This window comes from Bradyrhizobium sp. SZCCHNR1017 (assembly GCF_032381375.1).
In the GTDB taxonomy this organism is placed as follows: domain Bacteria; phylum Pseudomonadota; class Alphaproteobacteria; order Rhizobiales; family Xanthobacteraceae; genus Bradyrhizobium.
Genome location: NZ_JAUHIR010000011.1, coordinates 79,730 through 105,643 on the forward strand (window position 1 = coordinate 79,730; position 25,914 = coordinate 105,643).

The 25,914-nt window shown below is 67.0% G+C and carries 9 protein-coding genes (1 of these 9 running past the window's edge); all 9 read left to right on the top strand.

Features of this window, described 5'->3' with window-relative positions; genetic code table 11:
• Positions 1-16,378, top strand: partial view of a non-ribosomal peptide synthase/polyketide synthase gene (locus QW863_RS24960; RefSeq protein WP_315717427.1) — the 3' portion only. 29 nt of this gene lie to the left of the window's left edge; only the last 16,378 of its 16,407 coding nucleotides appear in the window; its start codon lies off the left edge, out of view; its stop codon occupies positions 16,376-16,378.
• A 7-nt stretch (positions 16,379-16,385) separates the two neighbouring features.
• Entirely contained in the window at positions 16,386-17,369 is a 984-nt protein-coding gene (locus tag QW863_RS24965; protein ID WP_315717428.1) for an alpha/beta hydrolase, read from the top strand.
• A complete protein-coding gene (locus tag QW863_RS24970) occupies positions 17,366-19,099 on the top strand; it encodes a cyclic peptide export ABC transporter (protein WP_315717429.1) in 1,734 nt (577 codons plus the stop codon). Before QW863_RS24965 ends, QW863_RS24970 begins: the two co-directional genes overlap by 4 nt.
• 133 nt (positions 19,100-19,232) lie before the next feature.
• The gene (locus QW863_RS24975) at positions 19,233-20,294 is read left to right on the top strand and encodes a GNAT family N-acetyltransferase (protein WP_409977963.1); all 1,062 of its coding nucleotides are present in this window, start codon (positions 19,233-19,235) and stop codon (positions 20,292-20,294) included.
• Between the two features lie 18 nt (positions 20,295-20,312).
• On the top strand, positions 20,313-21,644 hold the full coding sequence (locus QW863_RS24980; RefSeq protein ID WP_315717431.1) for a lysine N(6)-hydroxylase/L-ornithine N(5)-oxygenase family protein: 1,332 nt from the start codon (positions 20,313-20,315) through the stop codon (positions 21,642-21,644).
• A 197-nt stretch (positions 21,645-21,841) separates the two neighbouring features.
• The gene (locus QW863_RS24985; protein WP_315717432.1) at positions 21,842-22,195 is read left to right on the top strand and encodes a hypothetical protein; all 354 of its coding nucleotides are present in this window, start codon (positions 21,842-21,844) and stop codon (positions 22,193-22,195) included.
• Positions 22,196-22,509: 314 nt separating this feature from the next.
• Complete coding sequence (locus QW863_RS24990; RefSeq protein ID WP_315717433.1) at positions 22,510-23,760, top strand: ABC transporter substrate-binding protein; 1,251 nt, start codon at positions 22,510-22,512, stop codon at positions 23,758-23,760.
• Positions 23,761-23,879: 119 nt separating this feature from the next.
• On the top strand, positions 23,880-24,704 hold the full coding sequence (locus tag QW863_RS24995) for an AraC family transcriptional regulator (RefSeq protein ID WP_315717434.1): 825 nt from the start codon (positions 23,880-23,882) through the stop codon (positions 24,702-24,704).
• 199 nt (positions 24,705-24,903) lie between these two features.
• On the top strand, positions 24,904-25,914 hold the full coding sequence (locus tag QW863_RS25000; RefSeq protein WP_315717435.1) for a branched-chain amino acid ABC transporter permease: 1,011 nt from the start codon (positions 24,904-24,906) through the stop codon (positions 25,912-25,914).

Sequence of the window (25,914 nt, forward strand, 5' to 3'; positions counted from 1 at the left end):
GCAGCTCAGCGAGATCGCGCGCCGGTTGGCGCGTCTCGATGCGCCGAAGCAGCGCGCCTTCCTCACGCAGTTGGCGGCCAAGGGCATCGATCTGTCGATTTTGCCGATCGCGCGCCAGCATCTGCAGCGCGCGCCGTTGTCGTTCGCGCAGGCCCGCCTCTGGTTCCTGTGGCGGATGGATCCGGGCGGCTCCGCCTACAACATGCCGGTCGCGATCCGCCTGCGGGGTCGTCTCGACGCCGCTGCGCTCCACAAGGCGCTCGACGGACTCGTCATGCGCCATGCCGCGCTCCGCACCACGTTCCGGCAGGACGGCGGCGAGCCGGAGCAGATCGTAGGCAAGCCGGCGCCGGTCGCGCTTCGCCGTATCGAGATTGCGGGCGACGATCGCGAGCAGCAGGCGCGCCGGCTGCTGCGTGAGGAAGCGGCGCTGCCGTTCGATCTCGAATCCGGACCGCTGCTGCGCGCGGCGCTGCTCGGGCTCGGCGAGCACGAGCATATCCTCTCGGTCACGCTGCACCACATCGTCGCCGATGGCTGGTCGATGCAGGTTCTCACCGAGGAGTTCTGGCAGCTCTATCGCGCTGCCGTCCGCGGCGAGACCGCCTCACTGCCGGCGCTCGAGATCGACTACGCCGATTTCGCCGCCTGGCAGCGACTGCGGCTCGGTGCCGTCGAGGAGGAGCGGCAACTCCGGTACTGGACCGACCGGCTGCACGACACGGCCATGCTACAACTGCCGTTCGATCGCCCCCGATCGGCCCAGACCGACCAATCCGGCGATGCCATACGCCAGTCGCTCGGCGCCGAGCTTTCCGATCGTCTGCGCGGGCTCGCCCGACAGCATCACACGACGCTGTTCGTCGTGCTGCTCGCGGCGCTGAAGCTGGTGCTCTATCGTTACAGTGGGCAGGGCGACATCTGCGTCGGCGTTCCGCTCGCCAATCGCGACCGGTCGGAAACGCGGCGGCTGATCGGGCTGCTGGTCAACACCCAGGTGCTGCGCACGCGCATCGACAGCCGGAGCACGATCGCCGACGTCATTCACGCCCTGCGCGAGGCCTCGCTCGAGGCCCAGGATCACCGGGATCTTCCGTTCGAGCGGCTGCTGGACGTGCTGCAGCCGCAGCGCAGCCAGAGCCAGACGCCCCTGTTCCAGGTGCTCTACAACCATCAGCATCGGCGCGAGGCGGCACATGCGCCGGCTGCGTCCGAACTGCAGATCGAGACGATCGCGGCAGAGATCGAGACGGTGAAATTCGACCTCGCGCTCGATAGCGAGGAAGCGCCGTCGGGAGACGTCTCGGCGCTGTTCTCCTTTGCCACCGCGCTGTTCGACCGATCGACCATCGCACGGCTCGCCGGGCATTGGCTGACGATCCTGCGGGAAACGGTCGCGGATCCCATGCAGCGGATCGCGGCGCTGGAGCTGTTGTCGGACCGGCAGCGCGACGACGTCAGGCAGTGGAATGCCTGCGCGCCCGCACTCGCGGGGTTCCAGCCGGTGCACCGGATGCTCGCGCGGCACGCAAAGGAGAGGCCGGGCGTGACAGCCCTGGTGTTCGGGGCCGAGACGATCAGCTATCAGGCGCTCGATCGCCGCGCCAATGCCATCGCGCAGCATCTGTTGGCGCTCGACGTGCGACCCGGCGAGCTCGTCGGGCTCTCGATGCAGCGCTCGCCCGATCTCGTCGCAAGTCTTGTTGCCGTCCTGAAGGCCGGCGCGGCCTATCTGCCGCTCGATCCCGATCATCCGCCGGCGCGGCTCGCCGCCACCGTTCGGGATGCCGGCGCGCGCGTCGTGCTGGTCGATGCGGCGGGACGATCGCAATGGCCGCCGATGCCGGGCATCGCGGTCGTCGATCTCGGCGCGATGGCGGCTGAGACGACGGAGAGCGACCCGGCGGTCGATGTCCATCCCTCGAGCCTCGCCTACGTGATCTATACGTCCGGCTCCACCGGCGTGCCGAAGGGCGTCGCGGTCGCGCATGGACCGTTCGCGATGCATTGCGACGCCACCGCCGGTCTCTACGAGATGGACCGGCAGTCGCGCGAGCTGCACTTCCTCTCCTTCACCTTCGACGGCGCGCATGAGCGGTTGTGGACCGCGCTGAGCTGCGGCGCGACCTTGGTGATGCGTGACGCCGATCTCTGGTCGGCGGAGAAGACGCTCGACGTGATGGGCGCGGAGCGCGTGACCAATGCCGGCTTTCCGCCGGCCTATCTGCAGCAACTCGCCGACTTCGCGGCGTGGCGCGGCGATCCGCCGCCCGTGTCGTTGTATTCGTTCGGCGGCGAGGCCATGCCCAAATCGGGCTTCGACAAGGTCAGGCAGGCGCTGCGGCCGCGCAAGCTGATCAACGGCTATGGTCCGACGGAGACAGTGGTCACGCCGCTGGTCTGGAAGGTCGACGTCGATGCCGAGATCGACTGCGCCTATGCGCCGATCGGCCGCCCGGTCGGCCGGCGCTCGGCCTATGTTCTCGACGGCGATCTCAACATCGTTCCGGTCGGCGTCACCGGCGAGCTTCATATCGGCGGCGAGGGGCTCGCGGCCGGCTATTGGAATCGGCCGGCGTTGACGGCGGAGCGCTTCATCCCCGATCCGTTCGGCGCACCGGGCACGCGGCTGTATCGCACCGGCGATCTGGCGCGCTGGCGCGCCGATGGCGTCATCGACTATGTCGGCCGGTCCGACCACCAGCTCAAGATCCGCGGCTTCCGCATCGAGCCGGGCGAGGTCGAGGCGCGGCTGACGCGGCAGGCGGGTGTTCAGTCGGCGGTGGTGGTGGCACGCGAGATCGGCGGACGCCAGCAGCTCATCGGCTACGCCTGCGGCGAGGATGGCCTCGACGAGACCGGGCTGCGCGCGGCGTTGTCCGAGGAACTGCCGGACTACATGGTTCCGGCGCGCATCGTACTGATGTCGCGGATGCCGCTCACGGCGCATGGCAAGGTCGATCGCGACGCCTTGCCGGCGCCCGAGCAGTTGTCTGCTGAGGCCGACTACGTCGCACCGCAATCCCCGGCTGAACTGGAGCTGGCGGCGATCTGGGCTGAATTGCTCGGCCATTCGCGGGTCGGGCTGACCGACAACTTCTTCGAGCTCGGCGGCGATTCCATCATTTCATTGCAGGTGGTCGGACGTGCGCGCCAGCGCGGGCTTGCCATCGAGCCGCGCGACCTGTTCCGGCATCAGACGCTGCAAGGGCTGGCGCGGGTCGCGCGCCGCGATCGGGCGGCGGTCGTCTCCGCCGAGCCGCTCGCGCGCGATGGCGATCCGGTGCCGCTGTTGCCGATCCAGCGCCGCTTCTTTGCCGAGGACGCCGGCGAACGGCATCACTGGAATCAGGCGTTGATGCTGGTGCCGTCGGCACGGCTCGACTGGCGGGTGTTGGCGCCGGCGGTCGAGGCCGTGGTGGCGCATCACGAGTCCCTGCGACTGCAATTCCTCCAGAGCGACGGCGCGTGGCACGCGAGATATGGCGCGATGCCGGCGAGCGCCGATCTGCTCTGGACCCGCGCTGTTCAGGATGCGGCGGAGATCACCTCGGTTGCCGCCGCCGCGCAGGCAAGCCTGTCCCTGCAGGGGCCGTTGCTGCGCTTCGTCGGCATGGACGTCGCGGACGGCAGCCAGAGGCTTCTCATCGTCGTGCATCACCTCGTCGTCGACGGCGTATCCTGGCGTGTGCTGCTCGAAGACATCATGTCGGCGCATCGACAGGCGGCGCAGGGCGCGGTTGCGATTGCGTTGCCCCCCAAGAGCCAGTCCATGGCGTCGTGGAGCAGGAGGCTTGAAGACTACGCGGCGAGCGAGGAGCTGGCCGATCAGCTCGACTATTGGAGACAGCGCAGTGCCGCCGGCGGCCTGCCATGCGACGACGATCACGATGAGACCGACCGCGTCGCCGATGGCGAAGACGTCGCCGTGTCGTTCGATGCCGACATGACCGGGCAGCTGCTCAAGCAGGCACCCGCTGCCTACAGGACCCAGGTCAATGATCTGCTGTTGGCGGCGCTGGCCCGCGCCGTCAACCGCTGGTGCGGACTCGATGAATGCCTGGTCGAGCTCGAAGGCCATGGCCGTGAGGATCTGTTCGAAGGCATCGACCTGTCGCGCACGGTCGGCTGGTTCACGACCGCATTTCCGCTTCGCCTCTCCGGTGGCGCGAGCGACGATGCCACGCTCATCAAGTCGATCAAGGAGGAACTAAGGGCCATCCCGGCGCGTGGGCTCGGCTATGGCGTGCTGCGCTACTGCGGCAGCCCTGAGCAGCGCGCCGCCCTGGCGGGCGGCGCCGAGCCGCGGATCGTGTTCAACTATCTCGGCCAGTTCGGCGCCGGCCCTGACCCTGCCTTCGCGCTCGCGCCGGAAGGCGCGGGTCCGTCACGCAGCGCCGGCGCACCGCTTGGCCGCTGGCTCAGCATCAACGGCCAGGTGCTCGACGGCCAGCTGAGGCTGACATTCAGCTTCGGCCGCCGACGCTATCGCCGCGCGACGATCGAGCGGCTGGCCGCGTGCTATTCCGCGGCGCTGCGCGAACTCCTCGCGCATTGCACGAGCGGCGTATACGGCCTCACGCCGTCGGACGTTCCGCTGTCAGGCCTCAGCCAGCCGGAGCTCGACCTGCTCGGAGCCTCGCGCGATTGGCGCGATATCGAGGATATCTATCCGCTGTCACCGATGCAGCAGGGCATGCTGTTCCACGCGCTGCGCGACGGCGACAGCGGCAACTATGTCAGTCAGATCGCCGTCGACGTCAGCGGCGCCGATGCGGCGCGCTTGCGCGCGGCGTGGCAGGCGGTGACGGCTAGACACGCGGTGCTGCGGACCGCGTTCGTGTGGAAAGAATTATCGGGCGCACCGCAGCAGATCGTCCATCGGCAGGCTCCTGTCCCCTTCGTCGAAGAGGATTGGCGCGACCGTGTGGACTCGATGGATCAGGCCGCGCGTGACGCGGCGCTGGCCGAGGTGGCGGCAGCCGAATGGCGCGCCGGTTTCGACCTGTCACGGCTGCCGCTGCAGCGGGTCCGTCTCATCGATCTCGACGGCGGCGTTTTCCGCCTGATCTGGACCCATCATCACATCCTGCTCGACGGCTGGAGCGCAGCAAGGCTCATCGGCGAGATCATGCAGCATGTCGGCGGCGCATCGCTGGGCGCACCGCGCGGCCGCTATCGCGATTACATTGCCTGGCTGCAGCGGCAGGATCGAGAGGCGTCGAGCATGTTCTGGTCGCGCTCGCTCTCGACGGTCGGCGAGCCGAGCCTGCTGGCCGATGCGCTGGGCGGGCCGGCCGCACCTGCCGACGGCCATGCCGCGATCGATCTCGTGATCGATGCGGTGAAGACCGAGCGGCTGCAGGTCGTGGCACGGCGCGAGCGGGTGACGTTGAACACGCTTCTGCAGGGGGCGTGGGGCCAGCTGCTGCGACGCCTGACCGGCCAGGATGTCGTCTGCTTCGGCGCCACGATCTCCGGCCGGCCGCCCGAGATCGCAGGCGTGGAAGAGGCGGTCGGCCTGTTCATCAACACCGTGCCCGCGCTCGAGGACGCGAGACCTCAAACGCCGGTCGGCGAGTGGCTGCGCAGCCTGCAGGATCGCAACGTCGACCTGCGCGAGCAGGGCTGGATGCCGCTCCACGAGATCCAGCGCCTTGCCGGCCGCGCCGGCCGGCCGCTGTTCGACACCATCTTCGTGTTCGAGAACTATCCGGTCGACGCGGCGCTGCGCGATCAGGCCGGCGGGGGGCCGCGCGCCAGCCGCGCCGAGCAGATCTCGATCACCAACTATGCGCTGACGGTCGCGGTGTTCGTGACCGACGCCGGCATCCGGCTCGGCTTCCGTTACGATCGCAGCCGGTTCGACCAGGTGCAGATCGAGCGGATACAGGCGGCGTTCGCCTGTCTGCTCGGGCGCATCGCCGACGACAGCAGCCGCCCGGTCGCGGAGCTGCATGGCTTGGACGCCGCCGCTTTGCAACGGGTGCTCGGCTGGAGCTCGGGACCCACCGCGCCGACGGTGAAAGACGGCTTCGTCGACGTCGTGACGCAGATCGAACAGCAGGTCGCACGGGCGCCTGCGGCCATGGCCGTGATCTCCGATCAGGAGGGGATCAGCTACGCGGAACTGAATGCGCAGGCGAACCGCCTGGCGCGACAGATCATGCAGGCCGGCGTCGCTCTGGATGCTCCGGTCGGCTTGGCATTCGAGCGCAGCGCCGACCTGGTCGTGGCTGTGTTGGCCGTTCTGAAGGCCGGGGCCGGCTACCTGCCGCTCGATCCGGATTATCCCAGCCAGCGGCTCGCGGCGATGCTGGGCGACAGCGGCGCGCGGCTGGTGCTGACGCAGCCGCAGTTGCGTGATCGGCTGATGGAGATCACGGCAGGGGCGGGCGCCGAGTTGATCGCCGTCGGCGACAGACGCGCCTCGCAGGACACGGACACCGGCAGCTCGGATCTCCAGAGTCCGACCCACGCCGAGAGCCTCGCCTTTGTGATCTACACGTCCGGCTCGACCGGCGTGCCGAAGGGCGTGGCCTGCACGCGTGGCGCGCTGGCAGCGCGGCTCGCCTGGATGCAGCGGGAGTACGGGCTCGATCCCGGCGAAACCCTGTTGCAGAAGACGCCGTTCAGCTTCGACGTCGCGGTGTGGGAAATCCTGTGGCCGTTGACGGTCGGTGCGCGGCTTGCGATCGCGGCGCCGGGGGCCCATCGCGAGCCGAAGCGGCTGGTCGATGCGGTCACTGCGCATGGTGTGACCACGCTGCATTTCGTGCCGCAGATGCTCGCGCAATTCGTGGCTGAGCCGGAGGCTCGCCGATGCGTGAGCTTGAAGCGGCTGTTCTCCGGTGGCGAGGCCCTGCCGGTCCCGCTGAAGGACCAAGTCTACGCGGTATTCCCAGCAATCCGGTTCGACAACCGCTATGGGCCCACCGAAGCGCTGATCAATGCCAGCTTCTGGAACTGCCGCGCGGCGAGCGGGGCGCGCGTGCCGATCGGCTTTCCGATTCCAGGCACGATCCTGCGCATTCTCGACACCGACCTCAATCCGGTCGCCGAGGGCACGACGGGCGAGCTCCATATCGGCGGAGACGGGCTGGCGCGCGGCTATCTCGGGCGCGCGGCGCTGACGGCCGAGCGCTTCATTCCCGATCCTTTCGGACCTCCCGGCGCGCGGCTCTATCGAAGCGGCGATCTGGCGCGCTGGCGCAGCGACGGCGCCATCGACTATGTCGGCCGGGCCGATCACCAGGTGAAGGTTCGCGGCTTCCGCATCGAGCTCGGCGAGATCGAGGCGCGGCTGCTGCAGCAGCCATCGGTCACTGCGGCCGTCGTCATCGCGAGGGAGTTCGGGGCTGGCCGGCAACTGGTCGGCTATGTCTGCGGTGACGGCACGCTCGATGGCGAGGTGCTGCGCGACGCGTTGTCCGCGACGTTGCCGGACTACATGGTGCCGGCGCGGATCGTGGTCCTCGACCGCCTGCCGCTGATGGTGAATGGCAAGGTCGATCGCAACGCGCTGCCCGCGCCGGAGGCGCCCGCTGCAACGATGCGGATTGCGCCGCGGACGACGGCCGAGGCTGCGTTGGCAACCATCTGGGCCGAGCTGCTGCATCAGCCCGATGTCGGCATGACCGACAATTTCTTCGAGCTCGGCGGCGATTCGATCATCTCGCTGCAGATGGTCAGTCGTGCGCGGCGGGCCGGCCTTCTGATCGAGCCACGAGACGTCTTCAAGCATCAGACGCTGGAAGCCCTGGCGCGCGACGCGCGGCAGGTCGTCCGGTTGGAGACGACGGCGGAGCAGGGTCTCGTCTCCGGGCCACTCCCGTTGCTGCCGATTCAGCTCCGTTTCTTCGAGCAGGAGCTGGAGGCGCCCGATCACTGGAACCAGGCCTTGCTGCTGCGGCCGCAGCAGCGGCTCGACTGGGACGTGCTGCAGCGCGCGGCAGTGGCCGTCGTCACTCATCACGATGCGCTGAGACTGCGCTTCGAACGCATCGACGGCATCTGGCGCGCCGAGCACGGGCCGGCGCCGGCGGTCTCCGACCTGTTTCGGTCGTGCGAGCTGGCCGATGGCGAGGCGGTCACCGCGCTCGCCGCTGAGGTCCAGGCGAGCCTTTCGCTCGCGGAGGGACGTCTGGTGCGGCTGGTCGGCATCGATCTGCCGGAGGGCGGGCAGCGCCTCCTGATCGTGATTCATCACCTCGTGACCGACGGCGTGTCGTGGCGTGTGCTGCTGGAGGATCTCGCGGCTGCCTATGAGCAGCTCATGCGTAGACAAGAGGCGACGCTGCCGCCCAAGACGCACGCCTATGCCCAATGGGGCGCAGCGCTGCGCGCGCACGCGGCCTCGGATGTGCCGGCTGCAGAGTGGGATCATTGGTCCGGTCTCCGGCAGACGGAGGACGTGCCGTGCGATTTCGATCATGCGGATCGGGATACGATTGCAGACGCCGACGACGTGCCGCTCGCGATCGACGCTGAGCTGACCGCGCGTCTGCTGGGCACGGCGCACGGGGCGTACAGAACCCAGGTCAATGATCTGCTGCTGTCGGCGCTCGCGCGTGCGCTGTGGCTGTGGTCGGGCCGGGAGATCATGGCGATCGAACTCGAGGGTCACGGCCGCGAGGATCTCGGCGGCGGGCTCGACCTGTCGCGAACCATCGGCTGGTTCACGACCGCGTTCCCGGTACGACTGGCGGCTGGATCGCAGCCGCCCGCGGTGCTGATCAAGGCGACCAAGGAGATGCTGCGGTCCGTCCCCAGCCGGGGACTTGGCTACGGTGTCCTGCGCTACCTGGGTTCTGATGCCCAGCGCGCGGCGCTGACGACGGGCGTGCAGCCGCGCATCGGGTTCAATTATCTCGGACAGGTCGATGGCAGCGCGGACGAGACGGCGCTGTTCTCGATCGCGCCCGAGAGCGCCGGCCCGTCGCGCGCCGCATCGAGCCCGTTGCGCCACCATATCGCGATCAATGCGAGGGTGCTCGACGGTCGTCTGGAGCTGTCGTTCGGCTTCAGCGGGAAGCGTCAACGCCGCGAAACGATTGCGCGCCTGGCGGACTGTTTTGAGGCGGCGCTGCGTGAGCTGGTCGATCACTGCACGAGCGGCGTCCATGGCGTGACGCCGTCCGATGTGCCGTTGTCGAAGCTGAGCCAGGCCGAGCTCGATGCGCTGGCGCTGGATTGGCGCGAGGTCGAGGACATCTATCCGCTGTCGCCGATGCAGCAGGGCATGCTGTTCCACGCGTTGCACGACGACGGCACCGGGGTCTACGTCAACCAGGTTGCCGCCGAGACCCGCGGTCTCGACGCCGGCAAGCTGCAAGCCGCGTGGCAGGCGGTCAGCAATCGCCATACCGTGCTTCGCACCGGTTTCCTGTGGCGTGAATTGCCGGGACCACCGCAGCAGGTCGTCCATCGCAGTGCCGACGTTCCCTTCGTCGCGGAAGATTGGCGGGAACGTGCGGCGCAGCTCGCTCCGGCCGCTTTGGATGCTGCGCTCATGGCGGCGGCAGACCGCGAGCGCGCCGACGGCTTCGATCTCTCGCGGCCGCCGCTGCAGCGCGTAAGGCTGATCCGGATCGCCGACGACCGGCATTGGCTGATCTGGACTCATCATCACATTCTGATGGACGGCTGGAGCTCGGCCCGATTCATCGCCGAGGTGATGCAGCACGAGGGGCAGGGGGCGCTGCAAGGACAGCCGCCGCGCTACCGCGACTACATCGCATGGCTGCAGGCGCAGGACCACGGTGCTGCGGCCGAGTTCTGGCGAGCGGCGTTGGCCCGCCTCGACGAGCCGAGCCTGCTGTCGCGGCCTGCGGTCGACGCTCGCGTCGGCCATGGCTCGCTCACCATGGCGGTGGACGCCGATCTCAGCGAGCGGCTGCAACGCTTCGCGACCCGCGAACGGGTAACGCTGAATACGGTGGTGCAGGCGGCATGGGCGCAATTGCTGCGTCGGTTCACCGGCCAGGATACGGTCTGCTTCGGCGTGACGGTCTCGGACCGGCCCGCTGGGCTCGCCGGCGCCGAGGAGATGGTCGGCCTGTTCATCAACACCTTGCCCGTGGTCGATGCCGAGGATCCGCAGCGGCGGGTTGGTGCGTGGCTGCGCGACCTGCAGGATCGCAATCTCGCCTTGCGGAATCATGGCTGGATGCCGCTGGCCGAGATTCAGCGGATCGCGGGCCAGGCAGGGCGTCCGCTGTTCGACAGCATCCTGGTGTTCGAGAACTATCCGGCGGACGAGGCCTTGAAGACCCGAGACGGCCGCGTGAGCGTCAGCCGGACGAGGATCCTCGAAACGAGCAACTACCCGCTGTTCGTGAGCGTCGGCCTCGAAGCAGAGCTGCGGCTGGTATTCAATTTCCAGCAGCAACATTTCGACGAAGCCCAGATTCGGCGGCTGCAGAGGGCGTTCGTGCAACTGCTCGCGGCCATCACTGGCGATGCCGAGCAGGCGGTCGGCTGTCTTGCGGCTGATGATCCCGCGGACATCGCGCTGCTGGCGCGGGTCAACGCAACGGCCGGGGCCGTGATAGCGCCGGATGTCGTCGCTCAGTTCGAGGCCCAGGCAGGGCGCGCGCCCGATGCGATTGCGCTCGTGCACAATGAGGAGACGATCAGTTACGGCGCGCTGAATGCGCGCGCGAACCGGCTGGGCCATAGGCTCAGGGAGCACGGCGTCGGTCCCGATGTGGTGGTGGGACTGGCGCTGGAGCGCAGTGTCACGATGATGGTGGCGCTGCTCGCGGTGCTCAAGGCGGGCGGAGCCTATCTGCCGCTCGATCCCGACTATCCGGCCGAGCGTCTCGCGCACATGCTGTCCGACAGCGGCGCGAAGCTGCTGCTGACGCAGGCGACGCTCCACGACCAGCTCGCGCCAGTGCTGGCGGACGGCCACGCCCAGGCCTGGCTGCTGGACGAGGCGGCTGGAGAAGATTCGGTCGACGTCGGCAATCCCGGCGTTGCCGTCCATCCTGACAACCTGGCTTACGTCATCTACACCTCCGGTTCGACCGGCCTGCCCAAGGGCGTGATGGTGCGCCATGGCGCCGTGACGAATTTCCTGGCGACGATGGCTGAGCAACCGGGCATCGCGCGCGATGACCGCGTGCTCGCTTTGACCTCGCTGTCATTCGACATCGCGGTGCTCGAGCTCTGGCTGCCGCTCGTTCATGGCGCGCGGATCGTGCTGGCGGATCGCGCCTCGGCCCATGATCCGGCGAGGTTGAAGGCGATCGTCGCCCGTCATGGCGTGACCATGATCCAGGCCACGCCGTCGAGCTGGCGCATGCTGCTCGATCATGACGATGGTGCGCGCGGCTGGCTGCCTCAAGGCTGCCGCTTGCTGAGCGGCGGCGAGGCGCTGGCGCCCGACCTGGCCCTTCGGCTGCTCGCGCTCGGAGGCGAGGCCTGGAACCTGTTCGGGCCGACCGAAACCACGGTGTGGTCGGCGCGCCATCGGCTCGACGCACGCGATCCCGCACCGGTCCTCGGCGGCCCGATCGGCAGCACCACGCTGCATGTGCTCGACGGCGATCTCAACCCCGCCCCCGTCGGCGTGACAGGCGAGCTCTTCATCGGCGGCGAGGGCCTGGCCCGCGGCTATTGGCGCCGAGCGGCGCTCAGCGCCGAGCGCTTCATTCCCGATCCATTCGGCGATCCCGGTGCGCGGCTGTACCGCACCGGCGATCTGGCGCGGTGGCGCGCCGACGGTTTGCTCGACTATGTCGGCCGTGCCGACCATCAGGTGAAGATCCGCGGCCACCGCATCGAGCTCGGCGAGATCGAGGCGCGGCTGCGCACGCAGCCCGGCGTGCGCGACAGCGTCGTGGTGGCGCAAGAGCTCGGCGGCGGCCGGCAGCTCGTCGGCTATGTCAGCGGCGACGATGCGCTCGACGGAGCCGAGCTGCGCGCGACTCTCGCGTCAGCGTTGCCGGACTACATGGTGCCGTCGCGCGTGATGGTGCTGCCGCGGCTGCCGCTGACACCGAACGGCAAGATCGATCGCAAGGCGTTGCCGTTGCCCGATACGCGGCTTGGGCAGGGACAGCGCGTCGTGCCACGCAATCCGACCGAGGCCGCACTCGCTGCGATCTGGGCCGAGCTGCTGCACCAGCCGGACGTCGGCGTCACCGACAATTTCTTCGAGCTCGGCGGCGACTCGATCATCTCGCTGCAGATGGTCAGTCGCGCACGCCGGGCTGGTCTCGAGCTGGAGCCGAGAGACGTGTTCCGGCTGCAGACGGTCGAGCTGCTCGCGCCGGCCTGCGTGGCGGCGCGGAACGACCAGCCCGCAATCACTCGCGCGCGCGGCGCATTGTCGGGGCTGACGAGCGAGGAGCTCGCGCAGCTCGGTGTCGACTGGGACCGCATCGAGGACGTCTACCCGCTCTCGCCGATGCAGCAGGGCATGCTGTTCCATAGCCTGCGCGATGCCGGAAGTGGCGTCTATGTCAACCAAGTCAGCGTCGAGATCCGCTGGCTGGACGTCGAGCGGCTGCGCACCGCGTGGCAGGAGGTCTCTGCCTGTCATCCGATGCTGCGTACTGGATTTCTGTGGCGCGAGCTGTCCGGCGCACCGCTGCAGGCCGTCCATCGCGCGGCGAGTGTGCCGTTCGCAACGGAAGACTGGCGTGGGCAGGCCGTCGATGAGGCGCGGCTGTCGTCGGCGCTGGCCGCGGAGCGCGGCGCCGAGTTCGATCTCGCGGTGCCGCCACTGCAGCGTGTCCGCTTGTTGCAGCTCGACCACGATCGTCATCGCCTGATCTGGACCTACCATCATATCCTGATGGATGGCTGGAGCTCGGCCCGCTTCATCGGTGAAATCCTGCAGCGCTATGCCGGGCGTGCGCTCGTCTCTCAATCGGCGCACTATCGCGATTATGTTGCCTGGCTGCTGGCCCAGGACGCGCAGGCCGCCGAGCGCTTCTGGCGAGGACAACTCACGGCCTTCGACCAGCCGACGCAACTGGCCGATGCCTTCGGCGCGCGACGCTACGACGCGCACGGACACCGGCGCTGCTACACCCGGCTCGACAAGGATGCGACCGCGGCATTGAAGGCGTTCGCCCGGCACGAGCGCATCACCCTGAACACGCTCATCCAGGGCGTCTGGGCGCTGCTGCTGCAACGCTACACCGGCCAGCAGACCGTTACATTTGGAGTCACCGTCGCCGGCCGTCCGGCTGGTCTCGACGGGGCCGAGCAGATGATCGGCCTGTTCATCAATACGCTGCCCGTGATCGAGACGCCTTCGCCGGCCGCAACGATCGGTGACTGGCTGCGCGCCATGCAGGACCGCAACGCGGCGATGCGCAACTTCGAGCAGACGCCGCTCTACGACATCCAGAGCTGGGCCGGGCGTGCCGGCGAGACCATGTTCGACAGCATCATCGTGTTCGAGAACTATCCCGTCGACCGAGGCCTGCTGCAGGGCGACGGCTCGCTTCAATTCGGCGAGCTGCGCAACGTCGACGTCACGAACTATCCGATGGACCTGTCCGTCATGGTCGAGGATACGCTACAGGTCGAATTCACCTATATGCCGAGCCACTTCACGCCGGAACAGGCGGAGCAGGTGAGGGCGCAATTCGAACATCTGCTCGCGGCCATGCTACGAGGTCCGGAAGCCAGGCTTGGCGCGATCGATGCGTCCACCGCTCAGGATGTGCAGCGCGCAGACGCCTGCAATGGCCGGGCGGCGTCTGCCGCGATGCGTCCACTCGTCCACGAGATGATCCGCGATCATGCACAGCGCGATCCGGAACGTGTCGCCCTGACGATCGGCGGCCGGAACGTGTCCTACGGTGAGCTCGATCGTCGCGCCAACCGGATCGCGCACCACCTCGTCGAGGCCGGGCTCGAGCCCGACCAGCGCGTCGGCGTCGTCGTCGAGCGCAACGAAGCGACGATGGCCGCGTTGCTTGCCGTGCTGAAGGCCGGAGGAGCCTATGTCCCGCTCGATCCCGAGCTGCCGCCGGACCGCATCGCTCATGTGATGCGCGATTCCGGGATGAGGATGCTGCTGTCCGGCGCGTGTGACATCTCCGTTATCGAAGGCGTCCAGGCGATCGATCTGGCCTCGTTCGATTTCGCCAGCGGTCCGAACCATGCGCCGGATCCACGCCTGCATCCGGAGAGTCTCGCTTATGTGATCTACACGTCCGGTTCGACCGGGCGGCCGAAAGGCGTCGCCGTCGCGCATGGACCGCTGGCGATGCATTGCCGAGCGACCGCTGCGCTCTACGAGCTCGACGAGCACGCAAGCGAGCTGCATTTCCTGTCGCTGGCCTTCGACGGCGCGCATGAGCGGTGGCTCACGGTGCTGTCGCAGGGCGCTCGGCTGGTCATGCGCGATGCGGAGCTGTGGACGCCCGAACGGACCGTCGCCGAACTTCATGCGCAGCGGATCACGCATATCGGCCTGCCGCCGGCCTATCTGCAGCAGGTCGCAGAGTGGGTGGAGCAGGCCGGCAATCCGCCGCCCGTCAGGCTGTATTCGTTCGGCGGCGAGGCGATGCCCAAGGCCGGCTTCGACAAGGTCAGGCGGACGTTGAAGCCGCAGATCCTGATCAACGGCTATGGTCCGACCGAGACCGTCGTGACACCGCTCGTGTGGAAGGTCGACGGCAACACGGCGTGCGACAAGGCCTATGCGCCGATCGGCATTCCCGTTGGCCGCCGCACCGCCTACATCCTCGATGGCTCGCTGAATCTCGTTCCGGCAGGCGCAGCCGGCGAGCTCTACATCGGCGGGTTCGGGCTCGCGCGCGGGTACCACGCCAAGCCAGGCATGACGGCGGAACGCTTCGTGCCGGATCCATTTTCGGCGGACGAGGGCGCACGTCTCTACCGCACTGGCGACCTTGCGCGATGGGATGCGAGCGGCACGATCGAATATCTCGGACGCAGCGACGATCAGGTCAAGGTCAGCGGCTTCCGGATCGAGCTTGGCGAAATCCAATCGGCTCTGCTGAGCGACCCGGCAGTCGCGCAGGCCGCCGTGCTCGCCGTGGTGGGTGCGGGAGGAAATCAGCTCGTGGCCTATGTGGCGCCACGGGCGCCAGGCGACGCCGCCGCGGCTGCGGCCGAGCGGCTGTCTGCGACGCTGACTGCCACGCTGCGCCGGACTTTGCCGGCCTACATGATTCCATCCCGCATCATCGTGCTCGAGCGCCTGCCGACGCTGTCGAGCGGCAAGGTCGATCGCAAGGCGTTGCCCGCGCCTGATATCGCAGCCGGGCGCGCGTTCATCGCCCCGGAAAGTCCCGCCGAGGTCGCGATGGCGAAGCTGTGGGCGGAGATCCTCGGTGTTGCGCAAGTCGGCGTCACCGACAACTTCTTCGAGCTCGGCGGCAACTCGATCCTGAGCCTCAATGTGATCGCGCGCCTTCGCCGTGCCCCGATCCTCGATGGCGAGATCAAGCTGCGGGATCTTCTCCAGAAGCCGACCATTCGCGCCTTGCTCGGCACGCCCGCAGCATCATCCATGCGGCCGTCGGCGCTGCTGCCCCTGAGTTCGCCGATCGATGGCACGCCGCCGGTGTTCTGTCTTCACGGCGGCTTCGGCACGGTGTTCGACTACGCGCCGCTGGCTCGGCGTCTGGAGGGACGGAGGCAACTGATCGGACTGCAGTGCCGGACGCTGATCGAACCGTCCTTCACCGACGAGTCGCTGACGGCAATGGCCGTGGACTATGTCGATGAGATCGCGCGGAAGCAAAGCAAGGGACCCTATCATCTGATTGGCTGGTCGCTCGGCGGACTGGTCGCGTGCCTGGTTGCTGCCGAACTCGAGCGGCGCGGCGAGCGGGTCGAGCGCTTGGCGCTGATCGACAGCTTCGTTCCGCATGGTGACGAGCAGCCGTCGCCCGGGCGGCATTGGACCGACGACTTGCTGGCGCTGCTGTCGGTCGCGGCGTCGGGCGTGCAGCCTTCAGCCATCGCGTCGCAGGTGACGGCGATTCGTTCCGGCGATGCGCCGGTGACGGACGAGGTGATCCGGCGCCTAGTCGCCGATGCAATCGGCACGGCGCCGCTGCAGCCGCGCGACGGTCTTCTCGGCGTCGACGACATCGTCTCAGCCTTCAGAGTCGGGCGCCACCTCGCGCAACTGGCTCGGGCGGCCGAATGGCCGGCCGATCTCGTTGCAGCGCCCGGCTGCTGGTGGACCTCGGGCCGGCTTCGACAGCGCGATCGGCTCACGGCGGGACTGCCGCGGGCGGCAGATTTGGGCGTGGTCGGCGACGACCATTTCTCGATCCTCAGCAACGAATCCTTCCTGGCGGCGCTCGGCGCGTGGCTGGAGCCGGACCAGGCGGCGCAGACATCACCGGCTCTGCAGCCGGAACCGGCTGAATGAGGTGACCATGGGCCTTCATCCTGATATCGCGGCACTGCTCGAGATGATCCAGTTCGGAACGGAATCGGGCGCGCGCATTCCGTTTCCGCAACTGACGCCAGCGCAGGCGCGTGCCGATTTCGACGCCTCCTCGCCGCTGCTGGATGTCGATCCGCCGCCGCTCGCCTTCGAGAGGCAGCTTGCGCTGCCGATGCGCGACGCGACGGAGATCGCCGGGCGCCTCTATGCAGCGCGGCCGTTGGACGTCGCCGATCCGATGCCCGTGCTGCTCTACATGCATGGCGGCGGCTTCGTCGTCGGCAGCCTCGACTCGCACCAGCCGTTGTGCCGGGGCCTTGCCGATGACAGCGGCGCGGCAGTGCTGTCGATCGCCTACCGGCTGGCGCCGGAGCACCGGTTTCCGACGGCATTCGAGGACTGCGTCGATGCCCTCGCCTGGATCGGGCGCGAGGGGCCTGCACTTGGCCTCGACCCGCGGCGGGTCGCGATCGGCGGCGACAGTGCGGGGGGCACGCTGGCCGCGGCGCTGGCGATCGCCGCGCGCGACGACCGGGCCTTACCGCAGCCCGTCCTTCAGGTCCTCGCCTATCCCGGGCTCAGCCCGCAGCAGGTCTCGGACTCCTACGAGAAATACGGTTCGGGTTATCTGCTCGAGCGCGAGACCGTGGACTGGTTCTTCGACCACTATCTCCGCCATGACGCCGATCGCCACGACTGGCGATTTGCGCCGCTGGCCGCGTCCGATCTCACGCGCGTCGCGCCCGCGCTGATCGTGCTCCCCGAGTTCGATCCGCTGGCGGACGAGGGAAGGGCCTATGCCGCACGCTTGCGCGCGGCCGGCGCCGCCGTGGATCTGAAGGTCTATCCCGGCATGATCCACGAGTTCCTGCGCATGGGCAACGTCGTTCCGGACGCTTTGCACGCCCGCGCCGACATCGGCGCCAAGCTCGCCGCTGTCTTCGCCACGCGAATGGGAGCCGGCAATCCATGATGACGTCATCCAATCCAGGCGTTGCCAGCGTCGGAAGCCTGCTGCGGCCCTATTGGCTGCTGCTCGCCGCAGCCATTCTGCTCGGTCTCCTCGGCGGCGCCAGCGTTGCGGGCCTGCTCGCCGTGGTGAACCGCGGCCTCTACGCAGGGGCAGGCGACGTCGGTGGCCTCGTCGCCTCGTTCGCGGGTCTCTGCATTCTGATCGTGATCGGGTCGGTCGGCTCCGACATCAGCGCGAATGTCGTCGGCCAGCGGATCGTGGCCTCGTTGCGCAAGTCACTGGCCGCCAAGATCCTGATGGCGCCGATCGACCAGCTCGAATCCTATCGGTCGCACCGCCTCATCCCGGTCCTGACCAAGGATGTCGACGCCATCAGCGATTTCGCGTTCTTCTTTCCGGCCTTCCTGGTGTCGGGCGTCATCGTCGCCGGCTGCCTGATCTACTTGGCGGTGCTATCGTGGCCGCTGTTCCTGGTCACGGCAGCCTTGATCGCGCTCGGGTCGTTCGTCCATTATCTCGCCCGCAAGCGCGGAATGATGGGCTTCACTCTCGCGCGCCAATACGAAGACGACCTGCAGAAGCATTACCGCGCGATCTCCGAAGGCGCCAAGGAGTTGCGCCTGCATCGCCCGCGCCGGCGCCACGTCCATGTCGATCTGATCGGGCGGACGGTCGACCGGATCGGCAACGTGCAGATCAAGGCCATCAATCTGCTCGTGACGGCGCGTGCGCTCGGGACGGTTCTCCTGTTCCTGGTGATCGGGACCGCTCTGGTGCTGCGTCCACTGCTGTGGCCCGACAGCCCGGCCTCGGTGTCCAGCGGCTTCGTTCTGGTGCTGCTGTTCATGCGCGGACCGATCGACCAGTTGATTGGCATGCTGCCGTCGCTCGGCCGCGCGCAGGTCGCGATGCGCCGGATCGCCGAGCTGTCGGACCGTTTCACCGCCGCAGAGGCGGAACTGCTCGATGATCCGCAGGATCGAACCGCCGACCAGATCGAATCGATCGAACTGCGCGGCGTCTCCTACGCCTTCCCGGCGTCGTCGTCCGAACGCCCCTTCACCATCGGACCGATCGACCTTCGCATTCGCCGCGGCGAGATCGTCTTCATCGTCGGTGAAAACGGCAGCGGCAAGACGACGCTGATCAAGCTGCTGCTCGGACTCTATGTGCCCGACCGCGGTGTGCTGCTGCGCGACGGCAGCCCGGTCGTCAACGAGACCCGCGACGATTATCGGCAGCTCTTCACCACAATATTCTCGGACTATTTCCTGTTCGACACCTTGGCGCAGCAGAGCAGTCAGCGGCCGGAGCTCGCGCAGCGCTATCTCGACCGTCTCGAGCTCGCCCACAAGGTCTCGATCGATGGCGGCGCATTCTCCACCACCGACCTGTCGACGGGCCAGCGCAAGCGGCTCGCCCTGATCAATGCCTGGATCGAGGGACGGCCGGTGCTGGTGTTCGACGAATGGGCGGCCGACCAGGACCCGGCGTTCCGTCAAATCTTCTACACCGAGCTGCTCGCCGACCTCAAACGTCTGGGCAAGACGATCGTCGTGATCTCACACGACGATCGCTACTTCCACTGCGCCGATCGGATCGTGCGCCTGCGCGACGGTCGGATTGACGCCAGCGACGCCGCTGAACGCCGCGAGCCGGCACAAAGGCAACGCACGCTCACGACCGTTATGCAGGAGCCCGCTCCGTCGCTTGGAGCATCGAATCCGTGAGCCGCATCTTTGTAGTTAATCTAAAGGCAGCGCTACAGGCTTTGTTGTCTTCGTCATGCCGGCCGATCTACATCCTGAGCGGGAGTGGACAGAGATGGCGCCCGTGCAGATCAATGAGAGGGAAGGAGTTCGCATGAGCGCGACTGCGAGCGCTAGGGGTAGTGTCCGGACATTCCCTGTTGCAACCGATGCGACAATGTCGGTCGTTCGCGACGATGACGGGCTCCGGGTGATCGCGGACGGCGCGCCATTGCTGTCGCTTCGGCCGGATGGCGAACTGACGCGTCTGATCGTGCACGACGGGATCGATGATTGGCGCCGGGTGTCACGCGGAGTGGCGGCAATGGCCGAAGCGGTCTTCGGCTGGGCGCCGTCGCTCGAGAGGCTCGTCATCACGCCTGACGACAACCCGGCAGCAGCATCGGCGTTGGCGAAAGACGGCGTTGCGGTCGCGACCGACGGCAGGCTGACGCTGTATCCGGACATGGTGATGCAGCTTCGCGAGAACTGGCTGACGGACGCCGCGCGCCCGGCGTTTCCGCTGACCTACGCGATGACCGACGGCAGGCGCCATCCGCGGCGGCCGCCCAAGCCGGTCGGCACCGTCTACGCCCGCTTCATTCCCTGGCTGTCCGACGTCGTCAGTTTTCGCGTCGTCGACATCGCTCACGATCTCCTGCTGGTCCACCGCTGGCTCAACGATCCGCGGGTGGACTCGTTCTGGAACGAAGCGGGGGACATCGACAAGCACCAACAGTATCTGTCGCGGATCATGTCGGACCCGCACATGGTGCCGCTAATCGGCTCCTTCGGTGATCAGCCGTTCGGATATTTTGAGCTCTATTGGGCGAAGGAAAATCGCATCGCGCCGTTCTACGATGCGGCGGACTATGATCGCGGCTGGCACGTGATCGTTGGCGAGGACGGCTTCCGGGGCCGCCGCTTCATCACGGCCTGGCTTCCCTCGCTCATGCACTACATGTTCCTCGACGATTGCCGCACCGAGCGCATCGTCGGCGAGCCGGCGGCGGCGCATTCGCAGCAGCTGCGCAACCTGGATCTGGCTGGGTTTGCCCGGCTCAAGAACTTCGATTTCCCACACAAGCGGGCAACCCTGGTCATGTTGCTGCGCGAGCGCTTCTTCGGCGACCGGCTGTGGCAGCCGGCGACCAAGGAAGCACCCACAGAAGCCTAGCGCGGACGGAGCATCACCATGTCGTATCATCCTGCCCCTGACTATGATGTCGTCGGCATTGGCTTCGGGCCATCGAACCTCGCACTGGCGATCGCGATCGACGATTGCGCGAGACAGCAGCGCTTGAAATGCCGGTCCCTGTTCCTGGAGAAGCAGCAGGACTTCAAGTGGCATGGCGGCATGCTGCTGCCCGGCAGCAACATGCAGATCTCCTTCCTCAAGGACCTCGTATCGCTTCGCGATCCGACCAGTCCGTTCACCTTCGTCAACTACCTGCACAAGTCCGGGCGGCTGCTCGACTTCACCAACTGCAAGACGTTCTATCCGAGCCGGATCGAGTTCAACGACTACCTCCGTTGGGTCGCCGGTCAGTTCAGCGCCATGGTTGCGTATGGAGAGACGGTCGAGGCTGTCGAGCCCGTGCACGCCGGCCAGTCCGTCACCGCGCTTCGCGTGCTCACGCGCATGGCTGACGGGAAAGAACGGTCACGCGTCACGCGGCACCTCGTGGCCGCCGTCGGCGGCGTGCCGCACATCCCGTCGGTATTCCGAGCGGTCGCGATGGATCCGCGCGTCGTGCACACCAGCGGCTATCTCGGCTCGTCGCTCGCGGCAGGATCGAACGGCCGGTCGCCGCGGGTGGCGGTCGTCGGCGGCGGGCAAAGTGCGGCTGAAGTCACGCTCGATCTCAGCGAACGGGTTCCCGACGCCCACATCGATCTGGTCTTCCGCGGGCACGCTCTCAAGCCGGCCGATAGCAGCCCGTTCGTGAACGAGATCTTCAACCCGGACTACACCGATTATTTCCATTCGCGGTCCGACAGGCAGCGCGAGAAGATCGTCCGCAGCTTCCGAAATACCAATTATGCGGTGGTCGACCCTGACCTGCTCGATCAGCTCTACCGGGTGACGTACCAACAGCGTGTCGCCGGGGCTCGGAGGCTGACGCTCCATCCGCGCAGCGAGATCGTCGCAGCTCATGCCGTCCCGGGGGGGATGGAGCTCGAGTTCGTCAACAAGGACGAGGAGGTCCGCCGCCGGGCAGTGTACGATGCCGTCGTGCTCGCCACCGGCTACGAGCGATCTCCGGTCCCGGCGTGTCTCGATCCGATCAGCCGCTACATCGAGTCGGCGTCGCTCGATCGCGACTATCGTCTGCAGACAAGCCCGGCGTTTTGTCCACAAGTCTATGTCCAAGGCTGCGCCGAAACCTCGCACGGCCTGAGCGACACGCTGCTCTCGGTGCTGCCGATGCGGGCTCAGGAGATCACGAAGTCGCTCGTGTCGACAACGGCGAGAGACCAGGATGCAGCGCCGTCTCACGACCGGGCGGAGCGCGTGTACTCGTGATGGAAAGTCGAGTGCAGAGCCACGATGAGCGCGCCGCGCGCGGCGTCGTGGAATGAGGCGAAAGGATATCGTCGCGCGGACCGGGCCGCCCCTGGCGTGTCACGGTCGAATTGTCATCGGGGGGCGCCGTGCCTGCATTCGTCGGATTGCCGACCTTCCGGGTCGGCCGGCGGGCACGGTGGAGTGCAGGATTGGAGATGGGTGAGCCGCATCTGCCTGAGCGGGTCGTAACCTTGCTGGTATCGAGTGAATACGCGCGGCTCGTCGGCCGGACCATGTCGGAGCGGCTCGACTACGTCGTCGACATCGCCTCGCTGCATACGCGTGAAGAGCTGGTGCGGCGGCTGGACCTCGGCCGCGTGGTCGTGCGGCAGGTCGAGAAATGGCTCGCGTTCCACGGGCGCCGCGTGCGGCGCCCGAATGAAAGCATCGATATCGTGATGTGCGGGTTGGAATTCCGGAAGCGTCGCATCCGTCGCTCCCGGGTGACGGTACGATCGCGACGACTGAACGCCAAGACGATCCCGAGGGAGCCGGGCCGAGGCAGTTGAGTTGCTCGGGCTCTGCAGCGCGGCGAGGTCGCCGACCGCGCCTGCCGGGGACTGACGGGACCGCGACGCACGCGGAATGCATCACGCCCTTATCGCGTCGCATCATGGAAAATGAGACTCGTCGTCAAGGTCGAGGCCAGGCGTGTTGCACGCGCGCTCGGCTCATCCGGTAGCCTCCGCGGTCGATGGGGACTGACCGTCGCTCGTCAGAAATGACGCGAGGCGCCGGGAGGGTCCGCTGCCAACATGGCCAGAAAAACAGTGGCCGGCACACGCTCGTGTGCCCCCGCAATGGGCGACAAGGGAGGAGTTCGATGCACATGCGAAGTGTAGGTATCGCCGTGTTCACGGCGCTTTTGCTGTCCGGCACGGCATTCGCGCAGGAAAAGATCAAGGTCGGCGTCACGGCGACGCTGGAGGGCACCTATACCGTGCTCGGTGAGGACGGGATGCGCGGACATGTCACCGCGCTGAACGTGCTCGGCAAGAAGGTCGGCGACAAGGAGCTGGAGTTCGTCGTCGCGTCGACCGACGCCACGCCGGACTCGGCCGTCCGTGCCGTGCGCAAGCTGATCGAGCAGGACAAGGTACAGATCCTGCTGTCGCCGCTGTCGGGCGACGAGGGCATCGCCGTCAAGAACTTCGCCAAGACGCACCCTGAGCTGACCTTCGTGAACGCCGCGTCCGGCGCACAGGAGACGACCTATGTCGATCCCGCGCCGAACTTCTTCCGCTTCAACATGGACGGCGCCCAATGGCAGGTCGGCCTCGGCAAATATGCCTACGAGACCAAGGGCTATCGCAAGATCGCGACCGTCGGCGAAGACTATTCCTTCATCTACACCCAGGTGTTCGGCCTGGCGCTGGAGTTCTGCGGCCTGGGCGGCAAGATCACCAGCCGGCAATGGGTCCCGCTCGGCACCAAGGATTTCGCGTCGGTGATTGCGGCGCTGCCCGATGATGTCGATGCGATCTATCTCGGTCTCGGCGGCGCCGATGCCGTCAACTTCCTCAACCAGTATCAGCAGGCCGGCGGCAAGGCGCACCTGATGGGCGGCTCGATCATGATCGACCAGACCATCCTGTCGTCCAAGGGAAATGCCAAGAACGCCCTGATCGGTACGATTGCGGCGTCGGGTCAGGCCGATACCTGGGAGGATCCGCGCTGGCAGAAGTTCGTGAAGGCCTATCAGGACTCGTTCCCGCCGGAGAAGCGCTTCCCGAGCCCGTCGCTGCTCGCCACCAACTACTATGGCTCGACCATGGCGTTGATCCTGGCGCTGCGCGAGGTCGATGGCGATCTGTCGAACAACCAGGCCAAGCTCAAGGCGGCGCTGGCGAAGATCGAGATCGATGCCCCCAACGGCAAGATCAAGCTCGACGCCAACCGCCAAGCCATCGGCACCAACTTCGTCACCGAGGTCGTCGACGACGGCAAGGGCGCGCTGTTCAGCAAGGTGGTGAAGGTGATTCCCGACGTCAACCAGACGCTGGGATATGATGCCGCCACCTTCGCCAAGATCGGCCTGCCGAGCCGCACCGTGCCTGAATGTAAGAAGTACTGACCTTTCTGCAGAGGGCGACGCGGCTCGAGCGGGCTCGGGCCGCGTCGTCGCGTCCCTTGCGTTCTGCCAAGCAATGATCGACGCTGACGAACAATAAGAACCATTTCGGTGAGGAAGTGATGAGTAGGGCGCTCGCCGTCTTTCATGCTCGCTTCGGCCGTGCGACGGTTTATCAGCTCAATCGGCCATTCAATGTGCATGCCCATCGAGAGGGACATCTGATCTTTCACGTTGGCGGCACGCCGGCCGATATTGACGTCTGCGATCAGCATTATCAGATCGGCGAGAACTGGATCGTCGCGGTCAATCCGTGGGAACCGCACAACTTCCTGCCGAACGATGTCGGCAACGGCGCCATCTTCTTCGTGCTCTACGTCAATGCGGAGTGGTTCACGCCGTCGGCCGCGCGCGAGCAGGGCCTGCGGTTTGGTCGTACCTGCTTCCGGCGGACCGCCGCGCTCGACCGCTGCATTCGCCGCGCCGCAGCGTTGGTATGTGGCGCGCCATCGCTCGGTTGCCTCGACGGCGAGCTGCGGCAGCTGATCGACAGTTGCTACGAGGAAAGCTGGCGCGTTTCGGAGCAGATGCCCGAACGGCCATGCGCGGAAGTGACGGATTTTCGTGTTCGCAAGTGCATCAAGCTGATGTCCGACAGTCCGTGCGCCGAGATCGAGCTCGATCACATCGCCCGCGAATCCGGACTGTCGCGGCCTCATTTCTATCGGCTGTTCCGCAGCCAGACCGGAGTGACGCCCAATCTCTATCTGAATACGCTGCTGATGGAGCGGGCGCTCGATGCGGTGGTGGCGACGGAGTCGCCGATCGCCGACATCGGCTTCGATCTTGGATTCACCTCCCAGAGCGGCTTCACGCGCTTCTTCGCCGGCAATGTCGGCATGGCTCCGACCGACTATCGCCGCGCTGCAAAGGTGCTGCGCGCCTGACGTGCTGCTGCGCGTCGCGCGAAAAGAGACTGTCGATCAAGTGCGCACTCTCGTCTGCCGCTACACTCTGGGCAACGTGATCCGCAAAAGGATCCGACGAGGGAGGACGAGCGATGGCCGGCAGACCCGGCGATCTTCGGCTGAATGCGCCTTTCCGCTGTGATGACGGATCCGTCCCTCTTGTCGTGAGGGCGGGCTGATGAGCCGCTTCGTCGAGCGTCACCCGATCTGGTCCCTCATTCTTCTTCTCGCCTTGGCGCTGCTGGCGTGGCTGATCTTCGCCATCTGGCCGCCGGGGCTCGAGGAGGCGATCGGCCGCAAGAAGGTGTTCCTGAGTGCGGTGTTCAATGGCATCACGCTGGGCGGACTGTATTTCCTGGTCGCGAGCGGGTTCACGTTGATCTTCGGCCTGATGCGAAACGTCAACCTTGCGCACGGCTCGCTCTATCTGCTCGGCGGCTATGTGGGCTACGGCGTGTCCGCCGCGACCGGGTCATGGATCCTCGCCTTCGTCGCCGCCTTCATTGTCGTCGCGGCCATCGGCGTTCTCCTGCAGCTGCTCGTCTTTCGCCGCATGGAGGGCCAGGACCTGCGCCAGACCATGGTGACGATCGGCCTCTCGATCGTGTTCGCCGATCTGATGCTGTGGGCGTTCGGCGGCGACTTCTATCAGATCCAGACGCCAGCCTGGCTGATCGGGCCGGTACAGCTGCCGCTGATGACGGCGATGAAATCGTCGGGCGAGGCTGTGTTCCTGCAGTATCCGCTGGTGCGGCTGGTGATCTTCTGCGGCTCCGTCGTGATCGGCGTCGCGATGTGGCTCGCGCTCAACCGCACCCGCGTCGGCATGATCGTGCGCGCCGGCGTGGATGATCGCGAGATCCTGGCGGCGACCGGTGTGCAGATTCAGCTCGTCTTCGTGCTGGTGTTCGCACTGGGCGCGGGGCTGGCCGGCATTGCCGGCGTGGTCGGCGGAACCTTCCAGTCGATCTCACCCGGCGAGGACACGCGCTTTTTGCTGGCCTCGCTGGTCGTCGTCATCGTCGGCGGCATGGGATCGATCCCGGGAGCCGCGCTCGGCGCGCTGATCATTGGGCTTGCCGAGCAGCTCGGCTCGGTCTACATCCCGACCTATGCGATCGTCGTGACCTTCCTGATCATGGTGCTGGTGCTCGCGCTGCGGCCCCAGGGCCTCCTGGCGAGGCGATGA